This is a genomic window from Micromonospora sp. URMC 106 (assembly GCF_051386395.1).
Taxonomy (GTDB): Bacteria; Actinomycetota; Actinomycetes; order Mycobacteriales; family Micromonosporaceae; genus Micromonospora.
Genome location: NZ_JBPQTP010000006.1, coordinates 73079 through 87241, shown reverse-complemented (window position 1 = coordinate 87241; position 14163 = coordinate 73079). Strand labels below are relative to the sequence as shown.

At 72.3% G+C, this 14163-nt stretch carries 12 protein-coding genes; 5 read left to right on the top strand and 7 right to left on the bottom strand.

The genetic code is table 11. The features are described from left to right. Positions 1 to 243 precede the first annotated feature (243 nt). The 4 genes from ACSNOB_RS03505 (at position 244) to ACSNOB_RS03490 (ending at position 2701) form a co-directional block, all read left to right on the top strand. A complete protein-coding gene (locus ACSNOB_RS03505) occupies positions 244 to 540 on the top strand; it encodes a hypothetical protein (RefSeq protein WP_436685131.1) in 297 nt (98 codons plus the stop codon). Between the two features lie 194 nt (positions 541 to 734). Next, entirely contained in the window at positions 735 to 1340 is a 606-nt protein-coding gene (locus ACSNOB_RS03500) for a LuxR C-terminal-related transcriptional regulator (RefSeq protein ID WP_436685130.1), read from the top strand. Between the two features lie 143 nt (positions 1341 to 1483). Next, positions 1484 to 2062, top strand: a complete 579-nt coding sequence (locus ACSNOB_RS03495) for a response regulator transcription factor (RefSeq protein WP_436685129.1) — start codon at positions 1484 to 1486, stop codon at positions 2060 to 2062. Between the two features lie 198 nt (positions 2063 to 2260). Continuing rightward, complete coding sequence (locus tag ACSNOB_RS03490; RefSeq protein ID WP_436685128.1) at positions 2261 to 2701, top strand: OsmC family protein; 441 nt, start codon at positions 2261 to 2263, stop codon at positions 2699 to 2701. A 94-nt stretch (positions 2702 to 2795) separates the two neighbouring features. On the opposite strand, the gene ACSNOB_RS03485 is transcribed toward ACSNOB_RS03490, so the two are convergent. The 5 genes from ACSNOB_RS03485 to ACSNOB_RS03465 all read right to left on the bottom strand — a co-directional run bounded on the left by ACSNOB_RS03485 (position 2796) and on the right by ACSNOB_RS03465 (position 8109). Next, on the bottom strand, positions 2796 to 3578 hold the full coding sequence (locus tag ACSNOB_RS03485; RefSeq protein ID WP_436685127.1) for a DUF899 family protein: 783 nt from the start codon (positions 3576 to 3578) through the stop codon (positions 2796 to 2798). Between the two features lie 201 nt (positions 3579 to 3779). After that, positions 3780 to 5021 carry an RNA polymerase sigma factor gene (locus ACSNOB_RS03480; protein WP_436685148.1) on the bottom strand — a complete coding sequence of 414 codons (1242 nt, stop codon included), beginning with the start codon at positions 5019 to 5021 and terminating at the stop codon, positions 3780 to 3782. A 71-nt stretch (positions 5022 to 5092) separates the two neighbouring features. Continuing rightward, entirely contained in the window at positions 5093 to 5443 is a 351-nt protein-coding gene (locus tag ACSNOB_RS03475; protein WP_436685126.1) for a YciI family protein, read from the bottom strand. A 348-nt stretch (positions 5444 to 5791) separates the two neighbouring features. Beyond that, positions 5792 to 6967, bottom strand: coding sequence for an erythromycin esterase family protein (locus ACSNOB_RS03470; RefSeq protein ID WP_436685125.1), 1176 nt, complete (start codon positions 6965 to 6967; stop codon positions 5792 to 5794). Positions 6968 to 7143: 176 nt separating this feature from the next. After that, on the bottom strand, positions 7144 to 8109 hold the full coding sequence (locus ACSNOB_RS03465) for a helix-turn-helix transcriptional regulator (protein WP_436685124.1): 966 nt from the start codon (positions 8107 to 8109) through the stop codon (positions 7144 to 7146). A 197-nt stretch (positions 8110 to 8306) separates the two neighbouring features. Here ACSNOB_RS03465 and ACSNOB_RS03460 point away from each other — a divergent pair, with 197 nt between their 5' ends. Next, positions 8307 to 12290 (top strand): S8 family serine peptidase, encoded by a 3984-nt coding sequence (locus ACSNOB_RS03460; protein ID WP_436685123.1) that lies wholly within the window; start codon positions 8307 to 8309, stop codon positions 12288 to 12290. A gap of 65 nt (positions 12291 to 12355) precedes the next feature. Here the strand turns inward: ACSNOB_RS03460 and ACSNOB_RS03455 are convergent, their stop codons facing one another. Together ACSNOB_RS03455 and ACSNOB_RS03450 are read right to left on the bottom strand one after the other, a co-directional pair. Further along, entirely contained in the window at positions 12356 to 12868 is a 513-nt protein-coding gene (locus tag ACSNOB_RS03455; protein ID WP_436685122.1) for an anthrone oxygenase family protein, read from the bottom strand. Beyond that, a complete protein-coding gene (locus ACSNOB_RS03450) occupies positions 12861 to 13880 on the bottom strand; it encodes a carboxymuconolactone decarboxylase family protein (protein WP_436685121.1) in 1020 nt (339 codons plus the stop codon). Before ACSNOB_RS03450 ends, ACSNOB_RS03455 begins: the two co-directional genes overlap by 8 nt. Between the last annotated feature and the right edge of the window lie 283 nt (positions 13881 to 14163).

The window sequence follows — 14163 nt, the reverse complement described above, 5'->3', positions numbered from 1 at the left end:
CGCCAGATGCCCGCGGGAAGGCCGCCGTCCAGCTCGTCGGGGACGCCCCCCGCGCCCGGTGCCACGGTCGCGCGTCGGCGCCGTACCGCCGTCACCCTGACGCGTCGCGTCGGCGCGCCCAGCGCACGGCACGGGCCGTCGACGATCCAGTCGGTAATCCGTCATCGGGCATCCACGAGCTGCGATCAGGTAATCAGGTCTTTACGATGTGTCGACGTTCCCGACAAGGAAGGTCGATGCCCAGTGCGTCGCCCGACGTTCCGCCCCCCGCCCGTCACCGTGCCGGAGGCCGTCCCCTCGCCGGGGCGGCGCGGGCTGCCGGTCGCCCGGTCGACCCTCCTGCCGGCGCCTCTGCCGGCGGGTTCCCCGTCCGGCCGTCCCGCGCCCGGCGACGACCGCACCGCCACCGTGGACGCCGGCGCGATCGGGTCCGGGCCGATCCTCGACGCGCAGTGGCCGACGACGGTCGGCCACGGCTTCGTCCCGCCACCCGTGCCACCCGGCGACCGGCTGCCCGGGGCGAGCGTGCGCCCCGGCTGAGTCCCGGCGGACCCGCCCGCGTGGTCATCCGGCTCGTCCGGCCGCACCGCCCGGCGCGTGGTCACACGTGCCCGTGCCCGTCACACGCCAGCCGACGCGTCACGGGCGGGACCCCGTCCGTCCACGCGGCCGGCCCGCGAAGTCCCGTCCAAGGGACCCGATCGCCGCCGCGTACCCCAGATCGGAGCTCCGCGTTGATCCGCGTTGTCGTCGCTGAGGAGATGCGCCTGTTGCGCACCGCGCTGTGCGCCGCGTTGTCGAGCGAGGAGGAGATCGAGGTCGTCGCCGAGGTGGCCGGAACGACGGACCTGTCCGACGTGGTGCGCCGGCACCGGCCCGACGTGGTGTTGGTCGACCTGGCGTCGGACGTGCCGCAGCCGGTCGACGTCGTCGCGGACATCACCGAGGCGGGGCCGGACACGGCCGTGCTCGCCATGGGACGCCGGTGGAGCCCGGCGGTGGTCGGGGACCTCCTAGCCGCGGGGGTGCGGGGCCTGATCGGCAAGGACGCCCCGTTGGAGGCGCTGGTCGACGCCGTGCGGGAACTCGCCGCCGGCGGCAAGGTCATCGACGCGGAGGCCGCCGCGACGGCGCTGCGTCCGCCGTCCAGCCCGCTGACCCGCCGGGAGGTGGAGGTGCTGCGGGTGGCCGCCGAGGGTCTGCCGCTCAAGGAGATCGCCCGCAGGCTCTTCCTGGCGCACGGGACGGTACGCAACCACCTGTCGGCGATCATGCGCAAGACGGGCGCGCGCAACCGGATGGAGGCGGTGTGGCGCGCCCGCCGCGACGGTTGGATGTGACCGGTGGAGCCGGGCTGGCGGCCACCTCCGTGCGCCCGTCTCCGCGATGGGGGGCGCTCTCCGCTCGCCGAGCGATACCGATTGGTATGTGTTTGAATGCGGACGGTCCGTGATCCACCTGACGATGCTCGGGAAGGTCCACCGTGATCCGTACCCTGCTCGCCCTCGACGGTGCCCTGGTCCGCGGCGCCCTCTCGCTCGTCCTCGCCGCTGAGGAGGACATCAGTGTGGTGGCGGAGCTGGACCGGGGCGACGCACTCCCGCAGGCGGTGCGGGCGCAACGGCCCGACGTGGCGGTCGTGGACCTCGATCTCGTCGGCGGGAACGGGTTGGCGGGGCAGTGCCCCCTGCTGGTGCTCGCGGACCGCCGCCGCGCGCGCAGCCTGCACCGGGTCCTCGCGCCCGGACGGACCGTCGGCGTCCTCGGCAGCGACGTCTCGCCGCAGCGGGTGGTGGACGGGATCCGACGGTTGGCCCGGCGGGAGTCGGTGATCGACGCGGATCTGGTGATGGCGGCGCTGACCCGGGACAGCCCGCTGACCTCGCGGGAGACGCAGATCCTCGACCTGACCGCGGCCGGGGCGCCGGTGGTGGAGGTCGCCCGGGCGCTCGGCCTCGCCGCGGGGACGGTGCGCAACCACCTCGGGCGGATCGCCCGCAAGGCGGGCGCGCGGACCAGGGTGGAGGCGGTGCGGGTAGCCCGCGAGGCCGGCTGGATCTGACGGCGGCAGGCACGACAGAGGCAGGGCGGGGCGCCGGTCGTGTGGCGAGGTCGCCACGCCACCGGCGCCGCCAGGCCCGGGCCGGGGCTCAGTGCCGGCCGGTGCATCCCTGGGCGCTCCAGCCGGTTGCTGCACGGCGCCCGTCGACCGGGCAGGCTGGTGTCGCGGGGACGGGAGGGCCTGGGTAGCGTGCCCGTCATGAGTGCGGACACCTTCCGCTCGGTCGAGATCGAGCGCACCAGCGTCGGACAGTACGTCGTGCGGAACGTCCGCGGCGGATCGATGTCGATGGGCACGGGCGAGGACGCCAGCTTCACGCCGGTGGAACTGCTCCTGGCGGCCATCGGCGGCTGCACCGCGATCGACGTGGACCTCATCACGAGCCGCCGCGCCGAGCCGATCCAGTTCTCGGTCGAGGTCACCGGCGACAAGATCCGGGACGAGGCTGGAGCAAACCGGATGCAGAACCTCGAGGCCCGGTTCACCGTGACGTTCCCGGTGGGCGCGGACGGCGACAGGGCACGTGAGGCGCTGCCCCGGTCGCTGCGGCAGTCGCACGACCGGCTCTGCACCGTCTCCCGTACCGTCGAACTCGGCACTCCCGTCTCGATCGTCGAGGCTGCCGGCTCCGCCGGGTGACGTCTGGAGGACGTCACCCGGCGGAGCCGGGCGGCGAGGCTTTCGATCATCAGCTCGGGCGCTGACAGCGTCCGACGCCGTCGACGGAGGCGGGTCAGTGGTGGTGGCCGTGCCGGCCGAGGGTCTCCACGGGGGTTGCGCCGGGGCGGGTCCACTGGGGCACGGGGCGGCTGGTCGGGCCCCAGGTGGCGTTTCCGTCCGCGTCCGTGCGCCAGTACCAGCACGCGTTGCGCCCCTCGGGCCAGCCCTCGGGGTTGTCCTCCCACGCCTCGCGGCGGCCGTAGGGCGTCATGTCGAGCAGGCCGAAGGAGCCGTTGACCGGCTCGTTGCCACGGCTTGTCGTGGAATAGGTGAGGAACGCGCGGTCGCCGTCCCGTAGGAAGCAGGTGATGGACCCCATGCTGCCGCCGACGGGGGCGTCCACGTCGCGCACCGAGTACCAGGGCTGGGTGTAGCCCATGAACTCGACGTAGGGGGCGACCTCGTCCCACCGGCCGACGGTCAGGATGGCGAACGAGACGCCGCGGGCGTTGAGGTAGGCGGCGTCCTTCAGGTGCCAGGCGGTGGTGGTGCAGCCCTCGCACTGCCCCTGGTGCGGAGCCCCGTCCCACCACATGTGCTTGTAGACCACGAGTTCGTCGCGGCCCTGGAACAGGTCGAGGAACGGGGTCGGGCCGTCGGGTCCGACGACCTCGACCGTCGCGTCGAACTCGACCATCGGCAGCCGGCGGCGGGCCGCGGCGATGGCGTCGCCCTCGCGGGTGTGGGCCTTCTCGCGGACCAGGAGCTCGTCGCGGGCGGCCTGCCAGGTGGCCAGGTCGACCACGGGCGGGCGGCCGGGCAGCGCGCTGGTCGGGGCGTCGGGCGTGGTCGTCATGGTGTCCTCCGTGGTGTCTCGTGCCAGGCAGCGTCGTACGACGTACTACGACACCGGGACAGACGCGGAACCCGGCCGAAACTCATCGCTGCGGGGTGCCTCGGCCGATCCTGCACCCGGAGCGCTCGTCGGGAGGACGGGCGTGCGGTGTCTACCCGAATCTCCTCGGGGACGCGGGTGAGCGGGTCACGGACCGGCAGGTCAGCCGAAGGACTCCGTCCCGCATTCGGTGAGCCTGCGCCGGAGGAGGTCCCGTTCGGGTGCGGTGCCGGCCAGGGCGAGCGCCTCCCGGTAGGCGACGGCCGCCTCGGCGTGACGGCCGGCCCGGTGCAGCAGGTCGGCCCGGGCGACGGTGTAGGGGCGGTAGCCGCGCAGCAGCGCCTCGCCGGCTAGCTCGTCCAGCAGCGCCAGGCCGGCCTGCGGGCTGTCGCGCATCGCCACGGCCACCGCCCGGTTCACCGCGACGATGGGGGAGTCGGTCAGTGCCAGCAGCACGTCGTAGAGCGCCACGATCTGGGGCCAGTCGGTGGTGGCCACGTCGGCCGCCTCGTCGTGCAGCGCGGCGATCGCCGCCTGCACCCCGTACCGGCCGGGCGGCCCGCCGGTCAACGCGGCCCGGACCAGCCCGATCCCCTCGGCGATCATGGCGCGGTCCCAGCGGCCGCGGTCCTGATCGTCGAGCAGGACCAGTTCGCCGTCCGGCCCGGTGCGCGCGTCGCGTCGGGCGTGGACGAGCAGCATCAGGGCGAGCAGCCCGGCCACCTCCCGCTCGGTGGGCAGCAGCTGGCGCAGTATCCGGGCCAGCCGGATGGCCTCCTCGGCGAGATCGATGCGTTGCAGCCGTGGGCCCGCGCTGGCCGCGTACCCCTCGGTGAAGATCGAGTACACCGCTTGCAGGACCCCCGGCAGCCGCTGCGGCAACTCGTCGGCGGGCGGCACCCGGAACGGGATCCGCGCTTGTCTGATCTTCTGCTTCGCCCGCGTGATCCGCTTGGCCATCGTCTGCGCCGGTACCAGGAACGCCCGCGCCACCTCGGTGGTGGTCAACCCGGCCAGGAAGCGCAGGGTCAGCGCGCCACGGTCCTCGGCCGCCAGCGCCGGGTGCGCGCAGGTGAAGAACAGCAGCAGCCGCTCGTCCGGGAGGTCGCCGCCGGGCTCCGGGGGTGGGACCGGACCGGCACGGTCGGCCTCCGCCTGGAGGATGGCCAGCCGCGCCGCGTACGCCTGGTCGCGGCGCAACCGGTCGATCGCCCGGCGCCGGGCCGTGGTCATCAGCCATGCTCCCGGCCGGGGCGGAACCCCGTCGACCGGCCAGGACGCCAGCGCCGCCTCGACCGCCTCGGAGGTGACCTCCTCCGCGAGGTCGAGGTCGCCGAAGCGGCGGACCAGGGCGGCCAGCAGCCGGCCGCGTTCCTCGCGGAACACCGCCGCCACCAACGCCATCGGCGTCTCGGGCGACGCCGCCGATGACCTGTCCGGCGCCGCGGCGCCGGCCGCCCGTGCGTCCACCGCGGTCAGGCCCCGAACTCGGCCACCGGCCGGATCACGACCGAGCCGTCACCGTGGGCGCCGGGGCAGCGGGCGGCCCAGTCCAACGCGGTATCGAGGTCCGGCACGTCGATCACGTAGAAGCCGCCGAGCACCTCGCGCGTCTCGGCGAACGGCCCGTCGGTCACGACCCGCTGGCCGTCCGACCCGACCCGCACCGTCGTGGCGGTCACCAGATCGGCCAGCGACTCTCCGCAGACGAAGATGCCGGCATCCCTGACCTCCTTGTCGTAGGCGATCCAGTCCTCGACCGTGCAGCCGGTGTTCACACCGTTCCCGTCCACCGCGCCAGCGTTGATCAACAGTAGGTACTTCACGATTTGTCTCCTGTCCGTCCTTGCCCTCGTGCGGCGGCGGCCGCACGCCATCTCTACGGACGAGACCCCGCCAGATGGACACCCTGGCCAGAAATAATCCACGGACCGCTCCGACTACCGGCTGCGGGCCCTCACCCTCGGTACCGCCCGCCAGCCGAGGGACCCGCACATGCCGATCACGCACCTGCCCCGCCTGCCGACACCGCCATCGCCGACCGTCTGTCCACCCGGATCCGTACGACCGGCGATCGCGTCACTGCCGTCAGCCAGCCTCACCGTCAGACCGACCGCCACCCGGCTCGGGGTCGTGACCTGTCTGTCAGCCCACACCGACGCGCATGCGCCCCGTCAACCCAGCGCACCCAGTTTGACAGCCCGCTTGAGGAAGACGACGCCGTCGATCATGTCGAGGTGTGCCGGGTCGAGCGGGAAGTAGGCGAAATCGTGGGAGACGCGGCGGGTGGGTTCCGTGACCGCCCGGGCCAGGCGGCGGGCGTCGACGAGACAGTGGTTCCACGGCAGCGTGGACAGAATGCCCTCGATGGTGTCCGGGGGCGGGATGTCGTCGCCGGCCGTGCCGAGGGCTGAGGCCAGGAAGGCGTACCGGTCGCCCAGGTGCGTCGCGGTTATCGCTCCCGCGCTCCACCATTCCAGCTGTTGGTCGCCGAACGGCATGAAGCTCTTGTTCCGCTGCAGGTGGAGGTTGCTGGCGAAGACCAGGGCCGGGCCGTGCTCGGCGACCGCACGCAGGTTGGCGGCCATCAGCGCGTCCCGCAGGGCAGACAGCCGCGTCCACCGTGCCGGGGACGCGTCGGCCATCCAGTAGTGGTAGCGGAGCAGGCCGGTGGCGGTGCGCGCGTACAGTGCCGCCCGCGCCCTGTCTCCCGCGCTCAGCTGCGGTGCCTGCGTGTCGAGCAGCGCCACCAGGTCGTCGGCGACCAGCCGCAGCCGCTGGGCGTCGGCGGACCGGCCGATCGACTGGGCGGGATCCATGGCTGCGGCTTCGTTCGACCACCGGTCGTCGGGGCCCAGCAGCGCGTCGAGGGTTTCCCTGGTCACCACGGTGCGGGGCAGCGGGCCGTCGAGGAGGTCGTAGAGGGCGGTGAGCGCCTGACGCGGGCTCGCCGCCCAATACTCCAGCGGGCCGTCGAACCCGAAGAACCGCAGCTTCTCGTCGTGCTCCTCGTTGTATGCCCGCATCCAGCGCACGAGCTCCCGGTTGGCCGGTGACGCGCCGAAGCCGTGGCTGAAGCCGCGCTCCATGACGTCATCGAGGGTGCCCGCGCCCGTCATGATGTAGCCGTCCACCACGAGGCCCTTGAGGCAGTCGCTCTCGATGGCGAACGCCCGGTAGCCCTCGTGCTCGACCAGGTGCCGGAAGACCTCGTTGCGCAACTCGCCCAGCTCTTCGACGAAGTGCCGGGCCTCGCCGAGGCCGAGCAGCAGGGGGCGGGCGGGAAGCGAGCGGAGGAACGCCGAGACGCCAGCGCCACCGAGTGGCCGGGCCGAATCCACGATATTCATACCATCAACGGTATCGTTGAACACCCGGTTGAGACTTTCGTCCGAATCCTCGCGCCTGGGGCGGACGAACCTTCAATCGGCGATGAACCCGTCGTGGCAGTGGACCCGGCCGGTGGTCCGGCCGCCGCACCGCACTCGACTCTTGCCGAACGGCCCGTGGACGCCCGAAGACGAGATCAGAGCCAACCGCGGCGGACGGCCGCCACGCCGGCCTCGAATCGGGTCGTCGCCCCCAGCCGCTCCATCACCATGGCGATGCGGCGGCGCGCGGTGCGTGAGCTGATCCCCAACTGCCGGGCGATCGCCTGGTCGGTCAGGCCGGCGCCCAGCAGCCGGGCAACCACCGCCTCCTGCTCGGTCAGCTCGTCGGCGCCGGTGCCGTGTGAGTCGGGCACGATGGGACTGGCGAGGGACCAGTGCGCCTCGAAGAGCGCGATCAGCGCGTCCAGCAGCGACGATCGGTGGATGATGGCGGCGGCTTCGGTCTCCACCGTGCCGGCGACGAGCATGATGACGCCGACCTGGTCGTCATAGACCCTGAGTTTGACCGGCACCGTCGGCAGGGCGCGGGCCTGCTCGCCGAGCCGGACCAGCTCGGTGATGACGGCCAGTCGGCCCGGCAGTTCCAGTGCCGCGGTGTCGTAGATGGCCCGAATCTCGACGCCGGACTCAAGCAGCGGGCGCTCGACGCCGACCTCGTCGAACTCCCCGAACTGCTGCGTGTACGGGGGGCGGTCGAAGGTCATGATCGAGGTTGTCGTCAGCCGCTCCAACTCGGACAGACGCAGGGAGATCGCGGCGGCGCCGACGACGGTCTCGATCAGCCCGGACGGGTGTGCCTGCAGGTTGCCGAGCCGGAAGTCGTCGACCAGCTCGGCCACGGCGGCGCGTGCCTGTGCCAGGCCGGCCCGGTGCTGGAAGATGAGCCTTTCGATGGTGGCTTCGGGCGACGCTGGCCGGTAGCGGCCCCGACCCGTGCTGCGGATCAGACCCAGCGACTCCAGCCGGGACAGCGTCCGGCCGAGCATGCGGGCTGTCGCGTCGAGCACCGTGGCGAGTTCGGCGGAGGACACCTCGGCGCGCCGCAGCACCGCTCGATACACCTGTTCCTCGAACGGGCTGATGCCCAGCGCCTCGAGCACCCGTCCTCCCCTGAGCGACCCGGCTCGCTGGCCAGATGTGGAACCTTCCACATTCGGCCAGCTCGAAGTCTAGACCACGATGATCACTCACGTTTGACTCTCTCCCACTGGGACGACCTGTTCGACCACGAGCCGAGGGAGCACCGAGGATGAGACGAACGTTCCATGGCCGATGGTTCGGGCCGGTACTGGCGGTCGTGACCGCAGGGGCCCTGACCGCGACGCCGGGTGCCGGCGTCGCCGCACCGGGATCCGGGGGCGACGCCGGCGCCGCCCGTGACGCGACGCCGGGTGGCGGGGGGCCCGTCGCCTTCGCCGGACCCGAGTCGACGTCGATCACGCTGATCACCGGGGACACGGTCGAGTACACCAGGTTCGGCGACGGCCGGGTGGCCGCGACGATCGACCCCGCCCCGGGCCGGGAGGGCGTGAGCTACCGCCTCCGCACCGCCGAGGACGGCCACTACTACGCGCTGCCCAGCGACGGGCAGGCGGCGATCGCCTCGGGGTTGCTCGACGAGCGGTTGTTCGACCTCTCCTACCTGGCCGAGAACGCGTACGCCGATGCCAGGACCGCCGAGGTCCCGGTGATCGTGCGGTACGAGCAGGACATCTCGGCCGCCCGGCTCACCGCCAAGGCGAAGACCCTGCGCGGCGCCAGCAGGTCGCGGGGCCTGGACAGCGTCAACGGCGCCGCCGTGGCGGTGGCGAAGAAGAAGGCCACCGACTTCTGGCGGGACGTGATCGACCCGAAGTCCGGTCTGGAGAAGGTCTGGCTGGACGGCCGGGTCAAGGCGCTGGACGACGTCAGCAACGGGCAGATCGGCGCGCCGACCGCCTGGCAGGCGGGATACACCGGCAAGGGCGTCAAGGTCGCGATCATCGACACCGGCATCGACGACACCCACCCCGACCTCGCTGGCACGGTGGTGAGTGAGCGCAACTTCATCCCGGCCGGCCGTCCGGGAGGTGGCACGCCGGACGACGCCAAGGACGGCCACGGCCACGGCACGCACGTCGCCTCGATCGTCACCGGGTCCGGCGCGGCGTCCGACGGCCGGTACCGAGGAGTCGCCGCCGGCGTCGACCTCGCCATCGCCAAGGCGCTCGACGACAACGGCGGCGGCACCGACTCGGAGATCATCGCGGCCATGGAGTGGGCGGCGGGCCCGCAGGACGCGGCGATCGTGAGCATGAGCCTGGGCGGCGGCGCGACGGACGGAACGGACCCGCTCAGCCTGGCGGTCAACGACCTCACCGCGGAACACGGCACGTTGTTCGTGATCGCCGCCGGCAACGACGGTCCCGGCGCGGGCACGGTCGCCGCACCGGGCGCGGCGGACGCGGCGCTGACCGTGGGCGCGGTCGACGCGAACGACCAGCTCGCCAGCTTCTCCAGCCGCGGCCCCCGCCTCGGTGACTTCGCGATCAAGCCGGAGATCACCGCGCCCGGGGTGAACACCGTGGCGGCCCGGGCGGCGGGCACCACGATGGGCACCCCGCTCAACGACCGGTACACCGCCGCGTCCGGCACCTCGATGGCCACCCCGCACGTGGCGGCCGCGGCGGCGATCCTGGCCCAGCAGCACCCGGACTGGACCAACAGCCAGCTCAAGACGGCGCTGGTCGGCAGCGCGGCCAGCGTCAGCGGCACCGTCTACGAGCACGGCGCCGGAAGGCTCGACGTGGGGCGCGCGGTGACCCAGCCGATCACCGTCGACACGCCGAAGGTGTCCGGGCGCTTCGACCACCCGTACACCGGCCAGACCCTGACCCGCACCATCACCTACCACAACTCCGGCAGCAGTCCCGTCGAGCTTGACCTGGACCTGTCGATGACCGGAGAGAACGGCAGCCCCGCCCCCTCCGGGTTCGCCACCCTCGATCGGGACAGGATCACCGTGCCCGCCTCCGGGTCGGCGAGTGTGACGCTCACCATGGAACCGACCGCCGGTGCCGCCGGCGTGTTCACCGGTCGGCTGCGCGCCGGCAACGCCGCCGGCAACCAGGTCGTCGTGCCGCTCAGCGCGCGGTTGGGGGCCAAGATGGCCACCCTGACCGTCCGCCTCGTCGGCCGCCCCGGGCAGCCCATCGAGCCCTCCGCCGCGTACACGGTCGGCGCCATGATGCTCAACGACACCGACCCGAAGCTGGAGGGGGCGCCGCGCAGCTACACGAGCGACTGGAACGGCTGGCGGCGCGTCGAAGGGACGCAGGACACCTGGGAGGTGAAGATGCGGGTGGCCGAGGGCGGCATCTACGGAGTCGAGACCATCGCGAACGACCGGGCGGCCGGCAGCCCGCCGAACTCGTACGTCCACACCAACCTGTTGTTCGAGCCCGAGGTCCCGGTGCCGGGCGACGCCACCGTGACGTTCGACCTTGCCAAGACGACCCCTGTCACGTTCCAGACCGAGCAGGCGAGCGTCCCGCACACCGCGAACTTCGCCTGGGGCTACGTCGCCGCGTCCGGCCGTGCGTACAACGGCGCACAGACCGCGGCGGGTTACCTGAACGCCGGCTACTACCGGGTGTCCCCGACCAAGCCGGGCGCCCCCGGTAGGTTCTGGTTCTCGCCCGACGTGATCCAGATCGCGCCCGAGGCGCTCCTCGACCTGGGCGGCCGGCAGGGACCCATGCCCGCACGGTACGCCGACGATTACGGCAGCCTGCTCCGGCCGCAGGCGGCGGCCTTCGAGACCGACCGGCGTTCCCGGTTGGTCGGGGCGGACGTGCTGGACGCCGGAGGTGATGTCCGCGGCGCGCTGGTGTTCGTCCCGGCCAGGTCCCAGCAGGAGATGTTCGCCGCCACCGACGCGGCCATCGCCGGCCGGGCGGCGGGGCTGGTCACCGACATGACGCTGCCCACCGACCCGTTGAGGTACGGCGAGATCGACCTGCCCGTGTTGATCGTCGACACCGCGACCGCGGGAAAACTGGTGGCGGCGGTCGCGGAGAAGGCCAGCCCACCCGTCACGATCCGCGCCCAGATGCAGGCACCGTACGAATACAAGATCGTCCACTACTTCAATGACGGCATTCCCGAGTCGATGCCGCAACCCGCACGGGACGCGGACCTCGCTCAGGTGCGGGCGACCTACCACGCCGACCAGCCCGCCGTGAACGGGAGCCGTCGACCGCTGCCCGACACGGTGGAGGTCAACCACGCGTACAACCCCTGGCAGTTCATCTCCATCAAGGCCGGCCATTCGTTCGTCGGCCGCACGACGCGGACCGACTACCACACGATCACCGGCCCGGACGTGGTCTGGGACCGCACCCTCCACGTGGGGGACCTGGCCACCGCCAACCTGTACACCGTGGTGTCGAGCCGGGCCTTCAGCGCACCCGAGCGCAGCGAGGAGTCCTGGAACGAGCTGCGGATACCGGGCAACAGCCAGCGCGGGCCGGGGATCCGTCCGGAGATCTACCGGAGCCATGCCATGCCGTGCGACAGCTGCCGTACCGGCGACGTGCTGCGGTTCCGCTCGCTGCACGCCGTCGGCACCGGGCAGTACACCGACGCGGGCGACCCGACCCACCTCGCGCTGGAAGGCGAGCAGGCCGAGCAGGCCCGCCTCTACCGGTTGGACGCGAGGGGCAACGCCACCGAACTCACCCCGGCGTACGACGCGTACCAGTTGCCCTACTACACGCTGCCCGCCGAGGCGAGCACGTACCGGGCGACCAGCAGCTACAAGCCCGACCGGGCGGGCCAGCGGTACGGCAAGCAGATCGACACCACCTGGACGTTCCGCTCGCAACGCCCGACCACCTCGACGGTCCAGCAGCCGAACACCTGCCTGGAACACGTGCTGTACGGCAAGACCGACCCGTGTGTGTGGGAGCCGATGATCATGCCGAGTTACCAGCTCGGCCTGTCGGTGAACAACACCGCGCCCGTCGGTCGGCACCGGATCACCGTCAGCGCGCAGTCCGGCGCCGGCATCACGACGGAACTCGCCGGCGTGAGGATGTGGACCTCACCCGACGGCGGCCGGACCTGGAAGCCGGCATCGGTGAAGGCCGGGCCGGACCACACGTTCCAGGTCACGTACCAGAACCCGAAGGCGGCCGACACCACCAACGCAACCGTCAGCCTCAAGCTCGAGGCGTGGGACACCGACGGTAACCGGGTCGAGCAGGTCGTCCGCGACGCGTACGGGCTCACCAAGAAGTGACAGCGACGGCGACCTGACCGACGCGCCGGGACAGCGCCCGGGCGACCGCCGGTTCACGGCGACGCTCAGGGGCTGTCCCGGCTCGTGTCGCACGCCCTGCACGCGCGGGTCGACGACGCCGTGGCCCTGCCGGTCTTGTCGACGAGGACGATCAGCAGTACGAACGCCGCGACGGCGGTAGCGGTACGGATGTCGTGGTAGACCTCCCAGCGTTGCAGGATTTCGGCGTGGTCGGGCGGAAGCGAGGACGACCACGTCTTGATCTTTCCGTTGATGGGGACGTTTCCGAAGCGGGTGACGAGCAGGGAGGTGAGTGCGAGCGCGCCCGCCGCGACGGCGTACCACCGGGCCGCGACGCGCAGTGTGATCGCGAGCCAGAACGAGCTGAGCAGGCTGACCGCCATCAGCGCCTGCATGAAGATGCCGTTCATGTACATGAGCGCTGTGCGGTATTGCAGGTGGACGTCCAGGGGGACCGCGTCGAAGGTGGGAACGACGGAGACGAGGGCGTAGGCGAACGCGCCGGCGAGCAGCCCGGTGGACAGCACGGCGAGCGCCTGGGCGATCCGGCTAGGCACTCTCCGCTCCACTCGTGTGGGCTTCGGCGAGGTCTGCTTCGATGTGGCCGACGGCGGCCATGGCGCCATAGGCGAGCAGGTAGACGGTGCAGTGGTCGGAGTACCGCCGGTCCGTTGCCCGCCAGGCGGCCACCTCGTCGTCGGTGAGGGCTTGCGGTAGGAGCCCGGCGAGGACGGCCAGGCGCGCTCCGATCCGTTCCTGTTCGGGCAGCCTCGACAGCGGCTCGTCCAGATGGTCGGTGTCGGCGGGGCGGCGGCCTCGATGCGCGCTGATGACGTCGCGTACGGCATGGCAGGCCGCGGGGGTGAGCAGCCCGGCTCCCTGCCCGGCTGCGGCGGCGAGGGTGGCGTACGCCGTGCCCGCCGGGGTGCCGTCGCCCCACTGCGGTGGTCGCCCCTCGGGCAGGCCGGCCAGCAGGGGCAGGCTGGCTCCGGGTGCCCGGTCGGTTCGCCATTGCCGGAACACCGGGGCGCCCTCGAAGGCCGGCTCGTCGGCGGGGTCCAGGGTGCCGGGCGTGAGTCCGGCAGGCAGCATGGCGAGCACCAGGCGGTTGATGAAGTGGCTGATCAGCGCTGTGCCGAAGTATTCGGCGACCGGTTCGTCGGGCAGGGGCGCGGGGGCGCCCGGGGTGGCGGTCGACCGAGCCCAGTCCAGCAGTGCCGCGTGCCGCGCGTCGGCAGGCGGTTCACCCCGGTCGACGGCGTCGGCCAGGTCCGGCCGGCCGAGAAGCCGCAGGGCGCCCAGCCAGGCGAGCGTGTCGTAGTGGCAGTGGTTCGCCTGTGACACGCCGAGCGCCACCAGCGTCTTGTCCAGGACGGGGGCGGCTCCGACGAGGTGCGCTTCGCGGGTGAGGCTCCAGCCGGCGGCAAGGATCTCCGGCGCAGGTGAGATCATCTGCACGGCGGGGCCGATGCTGCTTGCCTCGGTGTTGGCCTGCTCGTAGACCCTGGCCACCAGTCCGTTGGCCCGCTCGGGTGCGACGGGAGTGACGTGCCGTACGTACGTTGACACTGTTGGTCCTTTCGATGCGGTGGGAGCTCGCAGGCGACCAGCGCTCTGTCGGTGGGCATCGGCGGCTCAGGGCTCCCTGGTGGGATGCGGCATCCCGGTCGGGTTTCTCAGTGGCGGGGCACTCGGTGGGCGATGCCGTGGCAGCGACCGGCGGCGGTCGCGCCAGCGTCAGGGCGTCTCGTCCCTGGCCGACTGTTCGATGTCGGCCAGCGCCATGCCCGGCCCGCGACGGTGGCGGGGCGACGCGTCGACGCCGGAGCCGCTGCCGCCGCAGCCGTGAGCA

Bases quoted from the DNA above. Each gene is read 5' to 3' on its own strand.
- ACSNOB_RS03490 (WP_436685128.1), top strand. From the start codon at position 2,261: ATGAGTGCGGACACCTTCCGCTCGGTCGAGATCGAGCGCACCAGCGTC.
- ACSNOB_RS03485 (WP_436685127.1), bottom strand. From the start codon at position 3,578: ATGACGACCACGCCCGACGCCCCGACCAGCGCGCTGCCCGGCCGCCCG.
- ACSNOB_RS03480 (WP_436685148.1), bottom strand. From the start codon at position 5,021: ATGGCGTTGGTGGCGGCGGTGTTCCGCGAGGAACGCGGCCGGCTGCTG.
- ACSNOB_RS03470 (WP_436685125.1), bottom strand. From the start codon at position 6,967: ATGAATATCGTGGATTCGGCCCGGCCACTCGGTGGCGCTGGCGTCTCG.